Origin of the sequence: Stenotrophomonas forensis (genome assembly GCF_028752115.1) — a bacterium.
In the GTDB taxonomy this organism is placed as follows: Bacteria; Pseudomonadota; Gammaproteobacteria; order Xanthomonadales; family Xanthomonadaceae; genus Stenotrophomonas; species Stenotrophomonas forensis.
On the sequence record NZ_CP082270.1, the window covers coordinates 3,642,470 to 3,663,964 of the forward strand.

Below are 21,495 nucleotides of genomic sequence, written 5' to 3' on the forward strand. Positions count from 1 at the left end.
GAGCGTCGTTCCGACAGATCGGAGAAAACTGTCGAAGGCGGGGTGGGTCCGGTTGCGGGAGTGTCCGCGGCATGGATGCCGCGGCCAAGCCCCCACGGACGGGTTTACGGCGTCTCCCGCAACCGGACCCACCCCGCCATTCCACGGAATGCACGCTTTTGACGTTGACGTTGATCCGGCGGGTGCAGGGCCTACGGCCCTGCCGAACCTACCTGCCCATCACCCGGGCGATCGCTTCCACCAGCAGTTCGCCGGTGACCGGCTTGCGCAGGAAGCCGCCAATACCCGCCGCTTCAACCTGCTGCTGCAAATCCGGATCGGTACGCGCGGTCACCGCCAGCAGCGGCAGCATGTAGCCCTGGTTGCGCAGGTGCTGGGCCAGCTCGAATCCACTCAGGCCCGGCAGGTCCAGATCGAGCAGGCCGACGTCGAAATCGCCGGCACTGATCTCGCGCAGCGCCGCCAGCGCATGCCCGGCATGTACCACTTCGTGGCCTCGTGCGCTCAGCAGGCCGCGCACCACGTCGGCCACGGTCGCGTCGTCCTCGACCAGGAGCACCCGCAGCGGTGGCATGTTCGCAGCCTCCTCGCGATGCGTTCCGCCCTCGGCTTCGGCACTGGCATCGACCACCAGCGGCAACGGCAGGGTAACGCCGAAGCAGGTGCCGCGGCCCAGCTGGCTTTCCACCTGGATGCGCCCCTGCATCGCCTGCGCCAGTTCGCGGCAGATCGCCAGGCCCAGGCCGCTACCACCGTACTGTGCGGCGGTACGTGCACCGTCGGCCTGCTCGAAGCGCCGGAACAGGCGCTGCTGCTGTTCCTGGCTGATGCCCGGGCCGGTGTCGCGCACCTCGAAATGCAGCGCGCGCAGCTCACCATCGCTGCGCGCGTGCAGCGTGATGGTGCCACGGCTGGTGAACTTGACCGCGTTCGAGAGCAGGTTGAGCAGGATCTGCCGCACCCGCATCGCATCGCCGGTGGCCTGCAGGCCGGGCGGCAGCTGGTTGTCGAGGGTGAAGCGCAGCCCCTTCTGCGCAGCCAGCGGCCCCATCAGCGCGGCCAGATCCTGCAGCAGGCAGCTCAGCGCGAAGGGTTTGTGCTGCAGCTCCAGTCGCCCGGACTCGATACGCGCCAGGTCCAGCGCGTCGTTGACCAGGTGCAGCAGATGTTCGCCGGCATGCCGGATCGATTGCGTGTAGCCCCGCTGCTGCGGGTCCAGCGGCGAGGCCAGCAGCAGTTCACTCATGCCCAGCACGCCGGTCATCGGCGTGCGGATCTCGTGGCCGAGGTTGGCCAGGAAACGGGTCTTGGCCGCCGAGGCCTGCTCGGCCAGTTCCTGCTTGTGCAACGCCAGCTGGTAGGCGTGACGACGCTGCAGGCGACGCCGGTACAACCAGGCGAACCAGCTGGTCAGCAGCAACGCGATGGAGGCCAGCACCAGCAGGCCAGACAGGCTGCGCCACCACGGCGGCTGCACGCGGAACTCCAGGCTCTGCACCCGCGACCAGACATGGTCGGCCGAGCGTGCCTGCACTTCCAGCCGATAACTGCCCGGGGGCAGGCGCGAGAACAGGCGCTCACCGGCCGGCCCGACTTCGACCCAATCCGGATCGTAGCCGGCCAGGCGGTAGCGATAGGTATTGGAGGCCGAATCGGCGAACGACAGCAGCCGTGCGACGATGCGCAGGTCGCGATCACCATCGACGATCTGCAGCGGCGTGTCATGGGTCAGGTCGAGCACCTGCTCGTTGCGGCGCACCTCGACCCGTTCGATCACCAGGGGCGCGCGCCGCACCGATGGCCGCACCAGTTCCGGATCGAACACCACCACGCCGGCTGGCGTTCCCGCCACCAGGTGGCCGTCGCCTGACATCACCAGGGTGTGCTCGCGGAATTCCTGGCTGGGCAGGCCATCGTGCACCCCATACAGGCGCACGCTCTGGCCGTCGGCGCCAATCCGCACCAGGCCGCGCGCACTGGTGGCCCACGCCACGCCCTGCGCGTCGACCACCAACCCCGACGCGGAGATCGCCGGATAGCCCTGCTCGGCGCCGACCACCGCCTGCCGTTCCAGCCGCCCCTGGCTCCAGCGATAGCGCGACAGCCGGCCATCCTCGGACAACCACACCTGGCCATCGCGGCCTACGTGCAGCGCATGGATCGCGGTCGCAGGGGCGCCCGGTACCGGCTGGAAGCGCTCGCTTTCCGGCAACCACTGCAGCAGGCCGCGGCTGCTGGCCAGCCAGATGTGGTCCTGCGGCCCGCACTCCACATCCAGGTTGAGCTGCCCCTGCTGCAGGCCGCGCTGGCCATTGTCCAGCTGGCGGCGCAGGCGCCCGTCCAGGTCGCGCTGCTGCAGGCCGGACGGCAGCATCAGCCACAGGCTGTCGCCATCACAGGTCATCATCGATTCGATGACCCCTTCCATGGTCGCATCGGCACCGGCATCACGCCCCCAGCGGCGCAGATCGCGCAGCTTCGGGTCATAGCGCAGCAGTGCATCGTTCGAACCGATCCAGACCTGGCCGCGTCGATCCTCGCGCACCGAGGTCAGCCAGTGCATGCCATTGACCCAGGTGCGGTGCTGTTCGACCTTGCCGGTCTTTGGGTCGAAGCGGTCCAGCGCACCATGGCCACCCACCGTCCAGATGCCGCCATTGCTGGAGGGGCTGGTGCCCAGGACAAAGGCGTTGCGCAGCGAGCTGGGGTCGTCCTCCAAGCGTGACAGCACCGAGAACTGCCACCAGCGGGGCAGCAGGTGCCACAGCCCGGCATTGGTGCTGGCCAGCCAGATTCCACCCTCACGATCTTCGTAGGCACCGGTCCAGTTCGGTCGTACCGGGCCACGCGCCACCGCGCTGTACAACGGCACGGCCTGGTACTGGCCGTCGACCGCACGGCCGAGGCCGGTTCGGGTGTCCAGCCAGTAGCCGCCCTGTTCGTCGCGCAGCATCATGCCCAACACCTGCTCCCCTTGCGGAAGCTTCCACGGCGGAGTCTCGAAGCGACCGTCGGGGCGGCGCACGGTGGCACCGGCCATCGTGCTGATCCACAGGCTGCCGTCGGGCTCGGCGGTCAGGCCATTGATCAGCAGGCTGGGGATGACGTCGGTGCCGACACGTTCGAAGTCGGTCCCGGTCCAGCGCGCTACGCCATGCTTGGTACCAATCCACAGGCTGCCGTCGGCCAGGGTTGCCAGATACGGAACCGATGCGGCCGGCAGGCTGCGCGGATTGTTGGCCTCCGGCAGGAAGCGCTGCAGCCGATCCTGGTTGTCCAGCCGGTACAACCCTCCCTCGTGGGTACCGAACCAGACCGAACCGTCCGGCGTGGCCGCCAGGCTCCAGACCGTGTTGGTCCCCATCAGCGGCTGGCTGCTGCGGTCGTAGAAGTGCAGCTGGCGGCGGTCGGCGGACATCCGCACCAGGCCGGCATTCTCGGTCCCGATCCAGAGCTGGTTGCGCGCATCGACCAGCACCGTCCAGATCCGGTTGTCGCGCAATCCGTCCTCCGAACGCCAGATCCGGTAGTTGCGCCCGTCGTAGCGGGCCAGGCCGTCGTTGGTGGCGATCCACAGGTAGCCGTAGCGGTCTTCGGCCATGCGGTTGACGGTATTGGACGGCAGGCCGTCGAACACCGTCACCTGGCGCGGACTCGGGGGCACAGGCTGCGCGGCAGCGGGTGACAGGCCACACAGGAGGATCAGCAGCAGCATCGCCGCCCGCAGATACGCCACCGATTGCCTCCTCACGCTGCCCTGATGATTCCCGCGCTGCGGGCGTCGGCATGGTAAACCGAAAGTCGCGTCGTTCACGCTTGGCTCCGACGCTTTCAGGCCATGTCCTGTCGCTTGGCACGAGCCTGCACGATCGCCGCCACCAGCATGTCGCCGGTGACCGGCTTGCGCAGGAAACCATCGAATCCCGCGGCGAGAACCTGCGACTCGGCATAGGCGTCGGAACGCGCGGTCACCGCCACCAGCGGCAGCTCATAGCCCAGCGCGCGCAGCTGGCGGGCGATCGCGGTGCCGTCCAATGCCGGCAGATCGAGATCGAGCAGGCCAACATCGAAGCCGTCGGTGGCGATCTCGGACAAGGCCCCCAGGCCGTGCAGCACGTGCACGACGTCATGCCCCCGGCTGCGCAGCAGGCCGGCGATGACTTCGGCCACGGTGGCATCGTCCTCCACCAGCAGGATGCGCAGCGGCGGCAGTACCGGCAGCGACGGAACGTCACCTGCGGCAGCGGCCGCCTGCCGCGTCCAGGGCAGCGGCAACCGCACCCGGAAGCGCGCGCCCTTGCCGGGCGAGCTTTCCACGTCGATGCGCCCGCCCATCGCCACCGCCAGCTCCTGGCAGATCGCAAGGCCCAGCCCGCTGCCGCCATAGCGCGAGGCCGTGCGTGGGCCATCGGCCTGCTCGAAACGGTGGAACAGGCGCTCCTGCTGCTCGGCGTTGATGCCCGGCCCGCTGTCGTACACCTCGAAACAGACGCCCCCGCCGTTGTCCTCCAGGCGCACGGCCAGGCCGACATGGCCGCGCTCGGTGAACTTGATCGCGTTGCCCAGCAGGTTGAGCAGGATCTGGCGCACCCGCATCTCGTCACCACTGACGCTGATCGGACCCTGCGGATCGTTGCCACGCTGGAAATCCAGCCTGCGCTGCTTGGCCATCGGCTGCATCAGCACCTGCACCTGGTCGAGCAGGCCGGCCAGATCGAACGGACGCAGGTCCAGCTCCAGCCGGCCGGCCTCGATGCGGGCGAGGTCCAGCGCATCGTTGACCAGTCGCAACAGGTGGCTCCCGGCCTGCTGGATCGAGCCGGCATAGCTGCGCTGCACCGGGTCCAGCGTCGTGGCCAGCAGCAGCTCGCTCATCCCCAGCACACCGGTCATCGGCGTGCGTACCTCATGGCCCAGCGTGGCCAGGAAGCGGCTCTTGGCCTGCGAAGCCTGCTCGGCCAGTTCCTGCTTGTGCACGGTCAACTGCCACTGCTGGCGACGGCGCAGGCGCCCCCTGATCGACCAGGCCAGGGTGAGCAGCAGCAGTGAACCGATCAGGATGTAGCCGAAGATCGCCATGCCACTGCGCCACCACGGCGGCAGCACCTTCACCTTCAACTGCTGCGAAGGCGTCCATGCACCGTTGGCGGTGGCCGCCTGCACTTCGATGACGTAGCTGCCGGTGGGCAGCCGGGACAGCGTACGCTGGCCATCCCCGCCCTGCTCCACCCAGTCCTGGTCATAGCCGCGCACCCGGAAGCGGTAGCGGTTGCCCTGCGGATTGGCATACGACAGCAGGCGTGCGTCGATCTGCAGGTCACGATCATCCGGCCCCAGCAACAGGGTGCCGGTGTCCGGCAGGGGCTGCCAGCCGCGCGCGTCATCGCGGCGCACGCGCACCTCGGCAATCACCAGCGACGACGCGGGCAACGCGACGTCAACGGCATTCACGTCGAACGCGACCAGGCCGGTCTGGGCCACGGCGAGGACGCGGCCATCGGCGTTCACTGCCGGAGGCCGGCTGGTGAATTCGGCATCGGACAGGCCATCGCGTTCATTGAACAGTTGCAGTCGCCGCGCCTTGGGATCCCAGCGCAACAGGCCGCGCGGCGTGGTCGCCCACACCCGGCCGTCGTCGGCCAATGCCAGTCCGCCCATGCTCACCGGCGGCACGCCGGCACTTCCATCAACGCGCTGGATCAGGCGCAGGCTCATGCCATCCCACTGGTAGCGTTCGAGCGCGCCTTGCCGGGCCAGCCACAGCTGCTGCGGGTCGACCCACACCAGGTCGAAGATCAGCCCGCTGGATACCCCTGGCACCGCCTCGAAGCGCCCCGCCTGCTCGCGCCAGATGCCCATTTCACCCATGACCCACGCCTTGCCATGGGCATCGAAGCGGATCTGTTCGATCGGTGAATCGGCCGCCTTGCGGAAATCATCCAGCGGATAGCTGCGCAGCACCCGGCCATCGGCGCTGCGCTGCTGCAGGCCCAGGTTCATCACCGACAGCCAGACCGTGCCATCGGGGGCCTGCCGCATCAGATCGATACGCTGGCGCAGGTCGGCGCCACCGTCGATCCGCCAATCCTGCAGCGCGCGGCTGGCCGGGTCGTACACGCTGATGCGGCCGGCACGGCCCAGCCACAGGCGCCCGTCCGGCCGCGGCAGCACCGACCACACCGCGCCACTGCCAATCTGGCGGTCGCTGGCCAGCAGGCGCAGCGTGCCGTGCGCATCCAGCTGGTACACACCGTGCGCCGAGCCCACGTAATACGCCTGGCCGTCGCTGGCCGCGCTCAGCAGGTACTGGCTGTCCAACGGCTTGCCATCGAGCTGGTTCCAGATCGAAAAACGGCGCCAGTCCGGCGGCAGGTAAGCCAGCCCCTGGGTCAGCAGCGCCACCCACACTCCGCCCTCGTGGTCCTGCAGCAGATCGAGCACACCGCTCTGGGCGGTAAGGAAACCACTGCCACGGTCGCCGTCGAGCCGCCACAACGCACTGGCATCTCCGCGCAGCAGACCGTCGGACGTACCCGCCCAGTAGCCGCCCTGGCGGTCGGCCAGTACCAGTGCCGAACGCAGGCGGGCGCTGTCGGTCCACCGCGGGCGGCTGACCCGGTCCTGCGCATCGATGCGATAGAGGCCGTCGTTCTGGCTGCCGATCCAGATCGAGCCATCCGCATCGCGGCTCATCCGCAGCACGCTCAACGTGCCCAGCTCCCGCGCCGCCACCGGCTCGAACCCATGGCCGTTCCAGCGTGCCACGCCGGCCTCGGTGCCGATCCACAGGCGCCCGCGCGCATCGACCAGGCTGCTGTAGATGGTGTTGCTGGGCAGGCCGTCCGCGCGCGCAGGATCATGCTTGAAGAAGCGCAGGCTGCCGTCCTCTCCGAGCCGGCAGATCCCTTGGCTGCTGGTGCCGATCCACAAGGCGTCCTCGGCATAGGCCAGCGTCCAGAACTGGCCCAGGCATGGGCCATTGACCGCATCGAAGGTCCTGAAGCGCTCACGGTCGGCATCCAGGCGGGCCAGCCCCTTGCCATTGATGCCCACCCAGACGCGGTCCAGCGGATCGACCAGCAGCGTCTCGATCTCATTGCCCGGCAGCGAGCCCGGCTGTTCCGGATCGTGCTCCCAGACCCGCAGGCTGCTGCCGTCGTAACGCACCAGGCCGCCATCGGTGGCGGCCCAGACGTGGCCCTGGCGATCCTCGGCCAGCGCCAGCACCATGCGTGAGGGCATGCCTTCAGCCGCGCCGAAACGTCGCAGGCGCGGTGTTTCCGCCATTTCCAGGGGCGCAGCCGCTGCGGCGAACGCCATCAGCAACAGCCCCAATCCCGCGATGCCTCGCCACCACAGGCGCCAGCTGCTCGTCATCCTGAACCCCCTGTCCTGGGCCGATTGTCACACAGGCACGGGTTCATGACTGCAACAGCCTGTTTCCACGGGCAGTGGCACCACGAACTGTTGCAGCCATGCACGCATCGTTGGCAGGGGCCTGTGCGTATGATCGCAACGTCCCCCTTCCGGAGCCCGCCATCGATGCGTCCCTGCCTGGCCCTGCTGCCGATGCTGCTCGCCACCGCCCCCGCCTGGGCGGATGCAGACACCTATCGCCTCGATCCGGTGCATACCCGGGTGTTGTTCAGCATCGACCACGCGGGTTACTCGCAGGCCATGGGCACGGTCTCGGGCAGTGAAGGCCGCCTTCAGTTCGATCCCGACAACTGGCGCGAAGCCACGCTGGACGTCGAGGTACCCGTGTCGCGATTGGACCTTGGCGATGCCAAGTGGAACCAGGCCACGCTGGCCCGCAGCCTGCTCGACGGCGAACGATTCCCGAACGCGCGATTCGTCTCCAGCCGCGTGGAACCGATCGATGCCAGGCGTGCCCACGTGATCGGCACCCTCACCCTGCGCGGGGTCAGCCAGGAGATCACGCTGGAGGTGACGCTCAATGCCATCAAGCGCTATCCCCTTCCCCCATTTCGACGCACCGCCGGTTTTTCCGCCAGCACCACGCTGAGCCGGCGCGCGTTCGGCATCACCGCCTGGCCGGGCGTCATCGGTGATGCCGTACAGCTGAGGATCGAGGCTGAGGCCACTCTCGACCGCAGCGACGCCCCGGGAACTCCCGCTCCCGTCCCGCACTCCGACCCCAAGACGGCCCGCTAGAGGACCTTTCATGACCGCCAAGAACACCCCCGCCGCCTGGGGGAGTGTCAGCCAGATCCTGCATTGGTTGATTGCACTGCTGATCCTCGCCCTGGGCGTGGTCGGCCTGACCATGGGTGAATTGCCCAAGACCCCGAAGTATTTCTGGGTCTACACCGCGCACAAGTCGATCGGCATCACCGTGCTGGCGCTGGTGCTGTTCCGCCTCGGCTGGCGCCTGTATGCCGGCGCGCCCAAGCCGGTGCCGGGTGTGCCCAGCTGGCAGGAGCGCATCGCCAGTGCAACCCACGTGCTGTTGTATGTGCTGATGTTCGCCATTCCGCTGTCGGGCTGGCTGTACGACTCGGCCAGTGGCCTGCGCCCGTTCCGCTGGTTCGGGCTGGTTGACGTACCCAAGCTGAGCGGCCCCGACCCTCAGGTTGTCGCGGTGTCCCATGCCATCCACGAATACGGCTTCTGGCTGTTGATCGCGGTGGTGCTGGCCCATGCCGGCGCTGCTTTCTACCACCACCTGTTCCAGCGCGATGCAACGTTGTCCCGCATGTTGCCGCGCGGCTGGCTCGCCTCCCCTCAGAAGGACTGACCGATGACCCTGAAACTGACCACCCCGGCCGCCGTGGCCGCCGCCCTGGCCGGCATGCTGGCCACTGCCCCGGTGCTCGCCGCCGACTACGCGCAGGCTCCCGGTGCCGGTTCGATCCTGGTGTTTGCCACCAAGTACGACGGTGAAGTTTTCACCGGCAGCTTCCCGGGCTTCGCCACCAAGCTCAGCTTCGACCCGGCCAACCCGGCCGCCGGCTCGCTGGACGTGGTGATCCCGCTGGCCGGTGCCAAGAGCGGCAACAGCGACCGCGACTCGACCCTGCAGACCGCCGACTTCTTCAACGTCGGCAAGTTCGCCACCGCACGCTATACCGCCAAGGGCTTCCGCGCAGTGGGCAACGACCAGTTCGCCGCCGATGGCACCCTGGAACTGCGCGGCGTCAGCAAGCCGGTCACCCTCACCTTCACCTGGAAGCCGGGCACCCAGCCGGTGCTGACCGGCAAGGCCACCGTGAAGCGCCTGGACTTCGGCGTGGGCGGCGGTGACTGGGCCGACACCAAGACCATCCCCGACGAAACCGCGATCAGCACGATCGTGAAGTTCAACGCGAAATAAGACGATCCCGGTAGTGCCGGGCGCTGCCCGGCATTAACGGATATCGGGTGGTTGCCGGCCAGCGGCCGGCACTACCTGATCGCATTCGGCCAGCCAGGCCTGCACGGTGGCCGCATCGAACGGCCAGTCCAGTTCGCGCTGCCCCGCCTCGTCGCGCAGCACCGGTACCCGCGCGCCATAGCGCGTCTCCAGCGCAGGCTGGTCGTCCAGGAACACCGATTCGAACTCCGGTGCCCGCGCCTTTGCCAGTTCGGCCAGGGCCAGGTCGCACAGGTGGCAATCGTCACGCTGGATCAGGGTCAACACCGGTTCGGCTCCCGTGGCGGAAATGCTGCGCCGCAGCCATCGCATGGCCCGGCAAGCCGCTAGAATAGCGGCTTGTCCGGTACCCGCAGTTTGGCATCCATGGCTGTCAGCACGTTCGACGTTTTCAAGATCGGCATTGGTCCGAGTTCCTCGCACACCGTCGGGCCGATGAAGGCCGCCGAGCGATTCATCCATCGCTGGCTGCTCGATCCGGGCCGCCTGCACGAGGTCGCGCGCATCCGCGCCGATGTCTATGGCTCGCTGGCGCTGACCGGCCGCGGCCACGGCACCGACAAGGCGATCCTGCTCGGCCTGGAAGGCCAGCGGCCGAACCTGATCGACCCGGACATCATCCCGGCCACCCTGGAGCGCATCCGCAGCAGCAAGCGCATCCAGCTGATGGGCCAGCACGAGATCGCCTTCGACGAGAAGCGCGACCTCGGCATGAACAAGCGCCAGAAGCTGCCGTACCACACCAACGGCATGCGCTTCACCGCGTACAACGCCGACGACGAAGTGATCGCCACCCGCGATTACTACTCCGTTGGTGGCGGCTTCGTGGTCAACCAGGACGACGCGGCCGATGACCGCATCGTGCCCGACGAGACGCCGCTGCCCTACCCGTTCAAGAGCGGCGACGAGCTGCTGGCGCAGACCGCGCGCAGCGGCCTGAGCATCGCCCAGCTGATGTTCGAGAACGAGAAGTGCTGGCGCAGCGAGGACGAGATCCGCGCCCAGCTGCGCGAGATCTGGAGCGCGATGCAATCGTGCGTGACGCGCGGCATCCGCGAGGAAGGCGTGCTGCCGGGTGGCCTGAAGGTCGGCCGGCGCGCACCGGCGCTGTACCGCGAACTGTCGTCGAAGCCGGAAGCAGCAATGCGCGACCCGCTGACCACGCTGGACTGGGTCAATCTGTACGCGCTGGCAGTGAATGAGGAAAACGCCGCCGGTGGCCGCGTGGTGACCGCGCCGACCAACGGTGCCGCCGGCGTGCTGCCTGCGGTGCTGCACTACTTCGACCGCTTCTGCCCCGGCGCGAACGAGCAGCGCGTGTTCGACTTCCTGCTGACCTCGGCGGCGATCGGCATCCTGTACAAGGAGAACGCCTCGATTTCCGGTGCCGAAGTGGGCTGCCAGGGCGAAGTGGGCGTGGCCTGCTCGATGGCGGCCGGCGGCCTGGTCGCGGCGCTGGGCGGCAACCCGAGCCAGATCGAGAACGCCGCGGAAATCGGCATGGAACACAATCTGGGCCTGACCTGCGATCCGATCGGCGGCCTGGTGCAGATTCCGTGCATCGAGCGCAACGCGATGGGCGCGGTGAAGGCAATCAACGCCTCGCGCATGGCCATGCGTGGTGACGGCAAGCACAAGGTATCGCTGGACAAGGTCATCAAGACCATGCGCGATACCGGCCGCGACATGCAGGACAAGTACAAGGAAACCAGCCGCGGCGGCCTGGCGGTGAACGTCATCGAGTGTTGAGGTGTAGAGCCGAGCCCATGCTCGGCTTCGCATGACGGGATGCATTACGCTGGGGGCTCCCTCGCCCCCGAGAACGCCATGCGCCTGCTCGCTGCCGCCCTGCTCGCCTGCCTGCCGATGTCCGCCCTGGCCGCGCCGACCTATGGTCCGCGGCTGGAAGGTTTCGACTACGGCTATCCAGTGAAGACCTTCGCGCTGGAATCGCAGCAGCAGCCGCTGGAAATGGCCTACCTGGATGTGTTGCCCAAACGGCGTGCCATCGGGGTGGTGGTGTTGCTGCACGGCAAGAACTTCTGCGCGGCCACCTGGCAGCAGACCATCGCCCCGCTGCTGGCCGCGGGCTACCGGGTGATCGCACCGGACCAGGTGGGCTTCTGCAAATCCAGCAAGCCCGAGCGCTACCAGTACAGTTTCGCGCAGCTCGCCGCCAACACCCACGCCCTGCTGCAGCAGCTGCAGCTGGGTGATGTGCCGGTGCACCTGGTCGGCCATTCGATGGGCGGCATGCTCGCCGTGCGCTATGCGCTGATGTACCCGCAGGACCTGCGCAGCCTGTCACTGGTCAACCCGATCGGGTTGGAAGACTGGAAGGCGCTGGGCGTGCCGTGGCGCAGCGTCGACGAGTGGTATGCCGGCGAACTGAAAACCAGCTACGACAGCATCCGGCGCTACCAGTTGGACGTCTACTACGATGGCCAGTGGAAAGCCGACTACGAGCCGTGGGCCCGGATGCAGTCGGGCATGTACGAAGGGCCGGGCAAGCAGGCCGTTGCCTGGAGCCAGGCGTTGGCCTCGGACATGGTGTTCAACCAGCCGGTGGTCTACGAACTGAAGCACCTGCAGGTACCGACCACCCTGTTCATCGGCCAGAAGGACCGCACGGCGATCGGCCGCGACCGCGCATCACCGGCGCTGAAGGCCACGCTGGGCAACTACCCGGCACTGGGCAAGGCCGCGGCGGCAGCGATCCCCGGCGCAACACTGGTCGAATTCGCCGAGCTGGGCCATTCGCCGCAGGTACAGGATCCGAAACAGTTCAACGCCGCGTTGTTGAAGGCGTTGAAGGCGCGCTGAGGGGGGCGCGCCGGGCGATGCCCGGCGATCCCTTACCGCACGATGCGCAGCACGTCATCCAGCAACGCGGCGGCGGTGACTTCCGCGCCCGCGCCCGGCCCCTGGATCAACAACGGCTGGCGCTGATAGCGATCGCTGTGGATGGCCACGCGGTTGTCGGTGCCCGCGCCCTGCGCCAATGGATGATCGGCAGGCAGCTCGCGCAGGCCCACCTGCGCACCCTGGCCATCGACGCGACCGACAAAACGCAGCACGCGGCCGTTGTCGCGCGCCTGCTGCCAGCGTGCCTGCAGCGGCGCATCCAGCTGTTCCAGCGCGGCTACCGCATCTTCCAGCGGCAACGCGGCGAGCGTTTCAGGCACCAGCGAATCCACCTGCACCTGCGACGCGTCCAGCGCCAACCCGCTGCTGCGGGCCAGGATCAGCAGCTTGCGGCGTACATCCTCGCCGGACAGGTCCAGGCGCGGATCCGGCTCGGTGTAGCCTGCCGCCAGCGCTTCGCGCACTGCGGCCGAGAACGGTGACTGGCCATCGTAGCGATGGAACAGCCACGCCAGCGATCCGGACAGGACGCCCTCGATGGCATGGATATGATCACCGCCGGCCACCAGCGCGCGCAGGCTGCTCAGCAGGGGCAGGCCTGCCCCCACGGTGGCGCTGTCGCCGTAGCGTGCACCGCTGTCGGCGCAGCTTTCGGCAATTGCCTGAGCGCGCGCCAGCTGCGCGCCTCGCCCCAGCTTGTTGGCGGTCACCACGTGCACGCCGCGCGCCAGCCACTGCACGTGGCGTGCGGCCACGTCCTCGCTGGCGGTCGCGTCAACCACCACGTCGCCACGCTCCAGTCCTTCGGCGCTGGCCCACGGCGGAGCGCTGTGGCCATCACGCGGTGCACGCCGTGCCAGCTCCAACGGCAACGCCAGGTCACGATCGATCGCCAGCGCGGTACGCGAATTGGCCAACCACTGCACGCTGGGCAGTTCCAGCCCGCGTGCCTGCAGCGCCTGGTAGCGCTGCACGAACGCCGAACCCACCGTGCCGGTGCCGAGCAGCGCCAGGCGTCCCGCGCCCAGCGCGGGAATTTCAGCGGCCAGTGCGCTCATGCGTCCACCACCTGTTTGCGGCGTGCAGCGGCATCGATCACCGCTTCGGCGCGCTGCAGTGCCGCGCCGAGATCGGCCAGCAGGTCACGCTCGGCCTCGATGCCCACTGACAGGCGCAGCAGCCCTTCGCTGATCCCGGCCGCCGCACGCGCTTCGGCGGTCATCGCCGCGTGGGTCATGGTCGCCGGATGCGCGATCAGGCTTTCGACGCCGCCCAGCGATTCGGCCAGGGTGAAACAACGCAGGCCATCAACGAACGCGCGCACCGCCGCATGCGGATCGTCGCCGGCACAGTGCGCCAGCTCGAACGACAGCATCGCGCCGAAGCCGTCCTGCTGGCGTGCGGCGATGGCATGGCCCGGGTGATCGGCCAGGCCCGGGTAGTACACCGCGCCGACCGCCGGATGCTGGTCCAGCAGGGCAACGATCGAGGCGGTGTTTTCCTGGTGCACGCGCAGGCGCGCATCCAGCGTGCGCAGGCCGCGCAGGGTCAGGAAGGCATCGAACGGCGAGCCGGTCAGGCCCAGCGCATTGCCCCACCACACCAACTGCTCGTGCAGTGCCGGATCGCGCGCGACCACTGCGCCACCGACCACGTCGCTGTGGCCGTTGATGTACTTGGTGGTGGAATGCAGCACCAGGTCCGCGCCGAATGACAGCGGCTGCTGCAGGGCCGGCGACAGGAAGGTGTTGTCGACCACGACCAGCGCGCCCGCCCTGTGCGCGGCGTCGATGACGAAGCGCAGGTCGGTGATGCGCAGCAGCGGGTTGGACGGGGTTTCCACCAGCACCAGCTTCGGCTGGGTGGCCAGTGCCTGCGCCAGCGCACGCGGATCGGTCAGGTCGGCGGTGACCAGTTCGAAGTGGCCCTTCTTCGCCAGCGCATTGAACAGCCGCCAGCTGCCACCGTAGGCATCGTGCGGCACCACCAGGGTGTCGCCCGGCTGCAGCAGCGCGTTCAGCACCAGATTGATCGCGCCCATGCCGGTGGCGGTGACGACCCCACCTGCGCCGCCCTCCAGTTCCGCAAGTGCTTCGCCCAGCAGGTCGCGGGTCGGGTTGCCACTGCGCGTGTAGTCGTACTGGCGCTTGTTGCCGAAGCCTTCAAAGCTGAAGTTCGACGACAACACGATCGGCGGAGTGACCGCACCATGCGCGGTATCGCGATCGATGCCGGCACGGACAGCGGCAGTGGTACGGCTACAGGACGGCTCGTTGGCGTGCAGGCTCATGCGGACTCTCCAGAAGTACGGAAGGCGGTGGCGAGGATCGCGTCAATGCGATCGGTTTCTTTGAGGAAGGCGTCGTGGCCATAGGGCGAGCGCAGCACGCGCAGGCTGCCGCGCGGGCCCAGTCCTTCAACCAGGCCGACCAGATCGGCCAGCGGCACCAGGCGATCGCCCTCCACGGCCACCACCACGGTCGGCGGCAGGATCGAGGCAGGGTCCACGCGGTGCAGGTCGATCGATTCGGACAGGCGCAGGTAGGCGGTTACCGGCGTGCGCGCGACGTACTGCGCCCCGGCGGCGTCGAGATAGTCTTCGGCGGCCACGCGCACGCGGCCATTGATCACTTCCGGCGCGGCATCGAAGCGCTCGCCGAATTCTTCCGGCGTGCGATAGCTGAGCATGGCGAACTGGCGGGCCAGCGCCAGCCCGTGGTCTTCGCCGCACTGCAGCTGGCCCAGCGCGACGGCGCGGCGCTGCAGTGCGCGCCAGGCCGCGGCATACGGGTGCGGGCGATGCGCGCCGCTGGCCAGCACCAGCTGGCGCACGCGGGCACGATGGCGGATCGCGAACTGCTGGCCAACCAGCGCGCCATACGAATAGCCGACGAACGCCTTCAGCGCGCGGATGCCCAGATGATCCAGCAGCAGCGCCAGCGCATCGGCCTGGTCGGCGGTATCGACCGGAACGTCCAGCGCGCCATCCGCCCCGATGAAGTCGAAGGCCAGCACGCGCAGCTGCTGTGGGTCCAGCGCGCGGCCCTTGCCGACCAGATCCTCGGCCCAGCCCTTCTCGCTGAACTGTGCGTTGGACGCCACATGGCGGTGGGCGGAAATGCCACCGGCCAGCACCACCACCGGCGCATTCGCCGGGCCGACCCACTCATAGCGCAGGCGCACCGGGCTGGGGCCGGCGTGACGCATCGACAGCACCGCGGCGAACTCACCGCGCTCGGCATGCACGCGGTCATCGACCGGCACGCTGACGGGGACAAAGGGTTCGGGGCGAAGTGCGGTACTGGCAGCGAAGCTCATGGCGGGATCCGGTTGGGGAATCGGCCATCGAGCCTTCGCGGGGCCCGCGTTCGAGATGCACGTGGGGTGCATGGTTCGAACCATCTTTCGGTGGACGCCACGGTCCCCGCAGGATTTGGCACCTACGCAGTCGCTTGCGCGCCTGCGGGCTGCCCCGGCTTCAAAGGGCCTGTCCCTCTGCCGGTCTCGATGGTGGGGCCACGATGCCAGCCCTTTCCAGCACTGTCAATCCCTTCATGCGGATAAAGCGATGGATATTTGCAGATGAACTCTGCGGAGGCCGTCCCGGTCGTCCCGTTCAGGATCGGGTACAGTCCCGGCGGCCCCTTTTGACCGGAACCACGGATGCCACGCCTGCCCCTGACCTGCCTGCTGCTGTGCCTGCTGGCGAGCGCGACGGCCCATGCAGGCGACTGGCGCCAGGGCTGGGGGCTGGTGCCCAAGACCGCCCCTGCCGCCGCTGGGGAATCGGCCCGGGATGCCACGCCGATGGCTCGACTGCGCCTGCAGCCGGTGGGCGAACAATGGCAGGCGCGGATCGACAACGGGCTGGCGGGGCCGCTGCAGATCGAACTGCGCGCGGCGCCGGGACACCCGGTCGAGGGTCTCCCGGTCGAATCACTGCTGCAGGGTGACAGCAGCCTGGTGGTCGGCCATCTGCCCGCCCCGATCGATGGCCGCATGCTCGATCTGCGCCTGCAGTCGGTGCCGGGCAACCCGGCCGCACAGGCCGAAGATGTCGCCTATCGCCTGCCCTTCGAGGCCGCCCGCCTGCGCGTGGACCAGGCGCCGCAGGGCCGGTTCAGCCACGATGACGAGGAGAACCGCGAGGCGGTCGACTTCGCACTGCCGGAGGGCACCCTGGTGCTGGCCGCGCGCGAGGGTACGGTGATGCAGATGCAGGATGGCTTCCGTGGCAACGGGCAGGACCGCGAACGCGATGGTGCCCGTGCCAACTTCATCCGCGTGCTGCACAGCGACGGCAGCATGGCCCTGTATGGCCACCTGCAGGCCGGTGGCATGCGCGTGCGTCGCGGCCAGGCGGTGCAGGCCGGGCAGCCGATCGGCCTGTCCGGCAACAGTGGTTACAGCAGTGCCCCGCACCTGCACTTCGTGGTGCAGGTCAACCGCGGAATGGGCCTGCGCTCGGTGCCGGTGCGCATCTTCGCCGCACAGGGCCAGCTGCAGTTCGCCCGCCAGGCCGGGGCAGACGGCGGCATCGGGCGCTGACCGGCGCCGGCCGGTATAATCGGGCGCTTATCTCTTTGAAAAGCGCCCCGGGCGGGCGCCACTGCCATGTCCGAAGTCGCCAACGAAGCGTCGCGTCGCCGCACCTTCGCCATCATCTCCCACCCTGACGCCGGCAAGACCACGCTGACCGAAAAGCTGCTGCTGTTCGGAGGCGCGATCCAGATGGCCGGTTCGGTCAAGGGCCGCAAGGCCGCCCGCCACGCCACCTCCGACTGGATGGCACTGGAAAAGGAGCGCGGCATCTCCGTGACCTCCTCGGTGATGCAGTTCCCGTACGAAGGCAAGATCGTCAACCTGCTCGACACCCCCGGCCACGCCGACTTCGGCGAGGACACCTACCGCGTGCTGACCGCGGTGGACTCGGCGCTGATGGTGATCGACGTGGCCAAGGGCGTGGAAGAGCGCACCATCAAGCTGATGGAAGTGTGCCGCCTGCGCGACACCCCGATCATGACCTTCATCAACAAGCTCGACCGCGAGGGCAAGGACCCAATCGAGCTGCTGGATGAAGTGGAAACCGTGCTCGGCATCCAGTGCGCCCCGGTGACCTGGCCGATCGGCATGGGCCAGCGCCTGAAGGGCGTGGTGCACCTGCTGACCGGCGAAGTGCACCTGTACGAACCGGGCCGCAACTTCACCCGCCAGGACTCGACCATCTTCCCGTCCATCGATGCCCCCGGTCTGGCCGAGAAGATCGGTGCGCAGATGCTGGCCGACCTGCGCGACGAACTGGAACTGGTGCAGGGCGCAAGCCACCCCTTCGACCTGGACGCGTACCGCGCCGGCAAGCAGACCCCGGTGTTCTTCGGTTCGGGCGTGAACAACTTCGGCGTGCAGCCGCTGCTGGACTTCTTCGTCGAGCATGCGCCGTCACCGCAGGCGCGCTCCACCACCGGCCGCGAGATCGCACCGGAAGAAAACAAGCTGACCGGCTTCGTGTTCAAGATCCAGGCCAACATGGACCCGCAGCACCGCGACCGCGTGGCGTTCATGCGCGTCTGCTCGGGCCGTTTCAGCGCCGGCATGAAAACCTTCCACGTGCGTACCGGCAAGGAGATGAAGCTGGCCAACGCCCTGACCTTCATGGCCAGCGACCGCGAGATCGCCGCCGAAGCGTGGCCGGGCGATGTGATCGGCATCCACAACCACGGCACCATCTCCATCGGCGATACCTTCACCGAAGGCGAAGCGGTCACCTTCACCGGTATTCCCAATTTCGCCCCGGAACTGTTCCGCCGTGCACGCCTGCGCGATCCGCTCAAGCTCAAGCAGCTGCAGAAGGGCCTGGCCCAGCTGTCCGAAGAAGGTGCAACCCAGTTCTTCCGTCCGCTCACCAGCAACGACCTGATCCTGGGTGCGGTGGGCGTGCTGCAGTTCGACGTGGCCGCCTATCGCCTGAAGGACGAGTACGGCGTGGAAGCCACGTTCGAGCAGGTCAGCGTGACCACCGCGCGTTGGGTCCACTGCAGCAACGAGAAGAAGCTGGAAGAGTTCCGCGAGAAGAACGCGCTGAACCTGGCGCTGGACGCGGCCGGCCACCTGGTCTACCTGGCACCGACCCGGGTCAACCTGCAGCTGGCGCAGGAACGTTCTCCGGATGTGCGCTTCTCGGCCACCCGCGAAGCGGCGCATACGGTGTCGGCAAGCTGAACCGCAAGGGGCCCCGCGGCGGTTCATCCACGCATGGCGTGGATCTGCTGATCGCGGGCGCATCCGCGCAACGCGGGGATTCACCGACCATACGGTGATGGGCGTGCATGCGCCGCCCATCGCGGCGATGATAGGGGGGTGCGGGTCCCCCTCCCCGCGAACGATGCCTACGCCATGTCCACGACTTCCGTTGCTTCGATCCGCGAAGAAATCGCCAGCGCCCTGACCCACGGCCTGGGCGCCGTGCTCGCCCTCGGCGCGGGCGCGGTACTGATCACCCTGGCCGCCATCTACAGTGATGGCTGGCAGCTGGCCGGCGCCATCGTGTTCGGCATCGCGCTGCTGCTGCTGTATACGGCCTCCACCCTCTATCACGCCATCCAGCACCCGGTCGCCAAGGGTCGCCTGAAGGTGTTCGACCACTGCGCGATCTACGTCCTGATCGCCGGCACCTATACCCCGTTCACCCTGATCGGCCTGCGCGGTCCGTGGGGCTGGGGGCTGTTCGCGGCGATCTGGACCCTGGCCCTGGCCGGCGTGGTGTTCAAGCTGTTCTACACCGGCCGCTTCAAGCGCCTGTCCACCGCGATCTACGTGGCCATGGGCTGGCTGGTGATCGTGGCAGTCAAGCCGATGCTGGCCTCGATCGACGGCTGGACGCTGGGCTGGCTGCTGGCCGGCGGCCTGTCATACACCCTGGGCACCTACTTCTACCATCGCGAATCGATCCCCTATTCGCATGCGATCTGGCACCTGTTCGTGATCGGCGGCAGCGTCTGCCACTTCGTCGCGGTCACCATGCAGGTGCTGTAAGACAGGGGCCCGCGCGCGGGTTGTGCACACCGCGCACATGGGTGCTTCGCGCCCCGTCCACGATGAGGGGGCAACCATGACAGCGTGAATGCTGCCGCCTCCCCCGCCACATCGCGCACCTCCCGCTGGCGCCTCCGCCGACCCGGCCCGCGCGGCCGGCGCTGGCTGACGGTCCTGATCTTCCTGCTGGCGGCGGTCCTGCTGTTGATCGCACTGTGGGACTGGAACTGGTTCAAGGGGCCGGTCGAACGCGCCGTGCAGGCGCGTACCGGCCGGGTACTGCACATCGGCCACCTGGATGTGGATCTCGGCCGCACCAGCACGATCCGCGCCGACGCGATCACCTTCGCCAATGCCAGCTGGGCAAAGCAGCCGGACATGGCCAACGCCGATCGCGTCGAGATCGACGTGCGGGTGTGGCCGCTGCTGCGTGGCAGCGTGCAGTTGCCCGAAGTGCGCCTGACCCGGCCGGACGTCCTGCTGGAAACGGCCCCGCGCAAGGGCGAGCCGGGCAACTGGGATTTCCTCGGTGACAGCGCTGGCGGGCCAGGCCCCCAGCTCAAGCGCCTGCGTATCGACGACGGCCGCCTGCAGTTCCTGGATGCGCTCGGCCGCACCGACATCCGACTGGATGTGCGCAGCGGCCAGCCGAAACAGGCCGATGCCGCACCGCCGCTGCTGGTGCAGGGCAAGGGCCGCTGGCAGGGCAATCCGTTCACCCTGCGCGGCGGCACCGAATCACCGCTGCAGCTGACCGACAGCGACCATCCGTTCCGCATCCACCTCGATGGCCGCGCCGGGGCAACCCACGCGGTGGCCAGCGGCACGCTTACCAATCCGTTCCAGCTGCGCGTGTTCGACCTGCAGTTCGCACTCAGTGGCCAGGACCTGGCCGACCTGTACCCGCTGCTCGGCATCGCCATTCCGTCCTCGCCGCCATACGCGTTGAATGGCCGCCTCAAGCGCGACCACGACACCTGGCGCTACGAGCAGTTCACCGGCAAGGTCGGCGACAGCGATCTCGGTGGCAACCTGCAGTTCGACGTCGGCGGTGCACGCCCGCGGCTGACGGCCACGCTCGAATCCCGGCGATTGGACTTCGACGATCTGGCCGGCTTCGTCGGTGCACCACCGAAGACCGGCAGCGGCGAGACCGCGAACGCCGAGCAGAAGGCCGAGGCCGCGCGTATCGCCGCCCGTGCCCGGGTACTGCCCGACACGCCCTACAACCTCGGCAAGCTGCGTGCGATGGATGCCGACGTGCGCTGGAAGGCCCATCGCATCAACGCACCCTCGCTGCCGCTGGACGACATGGATGCGCACCTGCTGCTGGATGACGGCGTGCTGCGGCTGGACCCGCTGAACTTCGGCGTGGCCGGCGGCGATATCCGCAGCACGATCCGCATGGATGCACGTCAGGCGCAGATCAGCACCGCGCTAGAAGCCAGCGTGCGCGGCGTGCAGCTGGGCCAGCTGTTCCCGGATGCAAAACTGGCCGAGCAGGCCAAGGGCGGCATCGGCGGCGAAGTCGACCTGAGCGGTCGCGGCAATTCGATCGCCGCGATGCTGGGCAGCAGCAGCGGGAAGGTCGGCCTGGCGATGGGCCGCGGCCATGTCGGCAACCTGGTGATGGAACTGGCCGGGCTGGATGTCACCGAGTCGTTGAAGTTCCTGGTGACCGGTGACAAACAGATTCCCCTGCGCTGCGCCTTCGCCGACTTCGGCGTGCGCGACGGGCTGATGACCAGCCAGGCGCTGGCGGTGGATACCACCGATACGATCATCATCGGCGAGGGCACGGTCAGCCTGCGCGATGAGACCCTCGACCTGCTGCTGAAGCCGCGCCCGAAGGACAAGAGCATCCTGGTGCTGCGTTCGCCGCTGCACATCACCGGCACATTCAAGGATCCATCGTTCCGGCCGGACTTCAAGGCGCTGGGCATTCGTGGCGCGGTGGCCCTGGCGCTGGGCAGCATCGCCCCGCCGGCGGCGCTGCTGGCGACCATCGAACTGGGGCCGGGCAAGGATGCCGACTGCGGTGGGCAGTATGCGAAGTAGGGCGTTTGTTCGCGGCGCCTCGTTTTTCCGCGCGTAGAGCCGGAGCAAGGCGACAGGCAGGACACGCCGTAAATACGTCCCTGTAGGCTCGGTCGGCGCATCCATGCGCCTCACGGTCCTGCCTGCCGCCTTGCTCCGGCTCCGGACAGTTTCCTGCGCGCGCGGAA

General features: G+C 68.2%; 15 protein-coding genes and 1 riboswitch. Of the genes, 9 read left to right on the forward strand and 6 right to left on the reverse strand.

The genetic code is table 11. The features are described from left to right. Positions 1–208 precede the first annotated feature (208 nt). Positions 209–3,736 (reverse strand): hybrid sensor histidine kinase/response regulator, encoded by a 3,528-nt coding sequence (locus K5L94_RS16860; RefSeq protein WP_274510905.1) that lies wholly within the window; start codon positions 3,734–3,736, stop codon positions 209–211. A gap of 95 nt (positions 3,737–3,831) precedes the next feature. Continuing rightward, entirely contained in the window at positions 3,832–7,377 is a 3,546-nt protein-coding gene (locus tag K5L94_RS16865; protein ID WP_274510906.1) for a hybrid sensor histidine kinase/response regulator, read from the reverse strand. Between the two features lie 165 nt (positions 7,378–7,542). On the opposite strand from K5L94_RS16865, the gene K5L94_RS16870 reads away from it, so the two are divergent. Genes K5L94_RS16870 through K5L94_RS16880 form a run of 3 tightly spaced genes read left to right on the forward strand, consistent with a single transcriptional unit; the run spans position 7,543 to position 9,334 of the window. Beyond that, a complete protein-coding gene (locus tag K5L94_RS16870) occupies positions 7,543–8,175 on the forward strand; it encodes a YceI family protein (protein WP_274510907.1) in 633 nt (210 codons plus the stop codon). 10 nt (positions 8,176–8,185) lie between these two features. Then, on the forward strand, positions 8,186–8,758 hold the full coding sequence (locus K5L94_RS16875; protein ID WP_005410672.1) for a cytochrome b: 573 nt from the start codon (positions 8,186–8,188) through the stop codon (positions 8,756–8,758). Positions 8,759–8,761: 3 nt separating this feature from the next. Beyond that, positions 8,762–9,334 (forward strand): YceI family protein, encoded by a 573-nt coding sequence (locus K5L94_RS16880; RefSeq protein ID WP_008268387.1) that lies wholly within the window; start codon positions 8,762–8,764, stop codon positions 9,332–9,334. A 33-nt stretch (positions 9,335–9,367) separates the two neighbouring features. Here the strand turns inward: K5L94_RS16880 and K5L94_RS16885 are convergent, their stop codons facing one another. After that, entirely contained in the window at positions 9,368–9,640 is a 273-nt protein-coding gene (locus K5L94_RS16885) for a glutaredoxin family protein (protein WP_053451366.1), read from the reverse strand. Positions 9,641–9,739: 99 nt separating this feature from the next. Between K5L94_RS16885 and K5L94_RS16890 the strand changes: the two genes are divergently transcribed. Together K5L94_RS16890 and K5L94_RS16895 are read left to right on the forward strand one after the other, a co-directional pair. Further along, complete coding sequence (locus tag K5L94_RS16890; RefSeq protein WP_006464040.1) at positions 9,740–11,122, forward strand: L-serine ammonia-lyase; 1,383 nt, start codon at positions 9,740–9,742, stop codon at positions 11,120–11,122. 78 nt (positions 11,123–11,200) lie between these two features. After that, positions 11,201–12,196, forward strand: a complete 996-nt coding sequence (locus tag K5L94_RS16895; protein WP_164087689.1) for an alpha/beta fold hydrolase — start codon at positions 11,201–11,203, stop codon at positions 12,194–12,196. Positions 12,197–12,228: 32 nt separating this feature from the next. On the opposite strand, the gene K5L94_RS16900 is transcribed toward K5L94_RS16895, so the two are convergent. From K5L94_RS16900 to metX, 3 genes are read right to left on the reverse strand one after another with little or no spacing between them, the layout of a single operon-like run. Further along, positions 12,229–13,296 carry a homoserine dehydrogenase family protein gene (locus K5L94_RS16900; RefSeq protein WP_053450522.1) on the reverse strand — a complete coding sequence of 356 codons (1,068 nt, stop codon included), beginning with the start codon at positions 13,294–13,296 and terminating at the stop codon, positions 12,229–12,231. After that, the gene (locus K5L94_RS16905) at positions 13,293–14,528 is read right to left on the reverse strand and encodes an O-succinylhomoserine (thiol)-lyase (RefSeq protein ID WP_053450523.1); all 1,236 of its coding nucleotides are present in this window, start codon (positions 14,526–14,528) and stop codon (positions 13,293–13,295) included. The genes K5L94_RS16900 and K5L94_RS16905 overlap by 4 nt, the downstream gene beginning before the upstream one ends. Beyond that, entirely contained in the window at positions 14,525–15,556 is a 1,032-nt protein-coding gene (gene metX, locus K5L94_RS16910) for a homoserine O-succinyltransferase MetX (protein WP_274510908.1), read from the reverse strand. Before metX ends, K5L94_RS16905 begins: the two co-directional genes overlap by 4 nt. Positions 15,557–15,633: 77 nt before the next feature. Next, positions 15,634–15,752, reverse strand: a riboswitch (SAM riboswitch). 149 nt (positions 15,753–15,901) lie between these two features. Here metX and K5L94_RS16915 point away from each other — a divergent pair. From K5L94_RS16915 to K5L94_RS16930, 4 genes are all read left to right on the forward strand, one after another. After that, entirely contained in the window at positions 15,902–16,786 is an 885-nt protein-coding gene (locus tag K5L94_RS16915; protein ID WP_274510909.1) for a M23 family metallopeptidase, read from the forward strand. A 66-nt stretch (positions 16,787–16,852) separates the two neighbouring features. Then, complete coding sequence (locus K5L94_RS16920) at positions 16,853–18,457, forward strand: peptide chain release factor 3 (RefSeq protein WP_053450526.1); 1,605 nt, start codon at positions 16,853–16,855, stop codon at positions 18,455–18,457. Between the two features lie 174 nt (positions 18,458–18,631). Beyond that, positions 18,632–19,270 (forward strand): PAQR family membrane homeostasis protein TrhA, encoded by a 639-nt coding sequence (gene trhA / locus K5L94_RS16925; protein WP_005418403.1) that lies wholly within the window; start codon positions 18,632–18,634, stop codon positions 19,268–19,270. 84 nt (positions 19,271–19,354) lie between these two features. Continuing rightward, entirely contained in the window at positions 19,355–21,328 is a 1,974-nt protein-coding gene (locus K5L94_RS16930) for an AsmA family protein (RefSeq protein ID WP_274510910.1), read from the forward strand. The last annotated feature ends 167 nt before the right edge of the window (positions 21,329–21,495 follow it).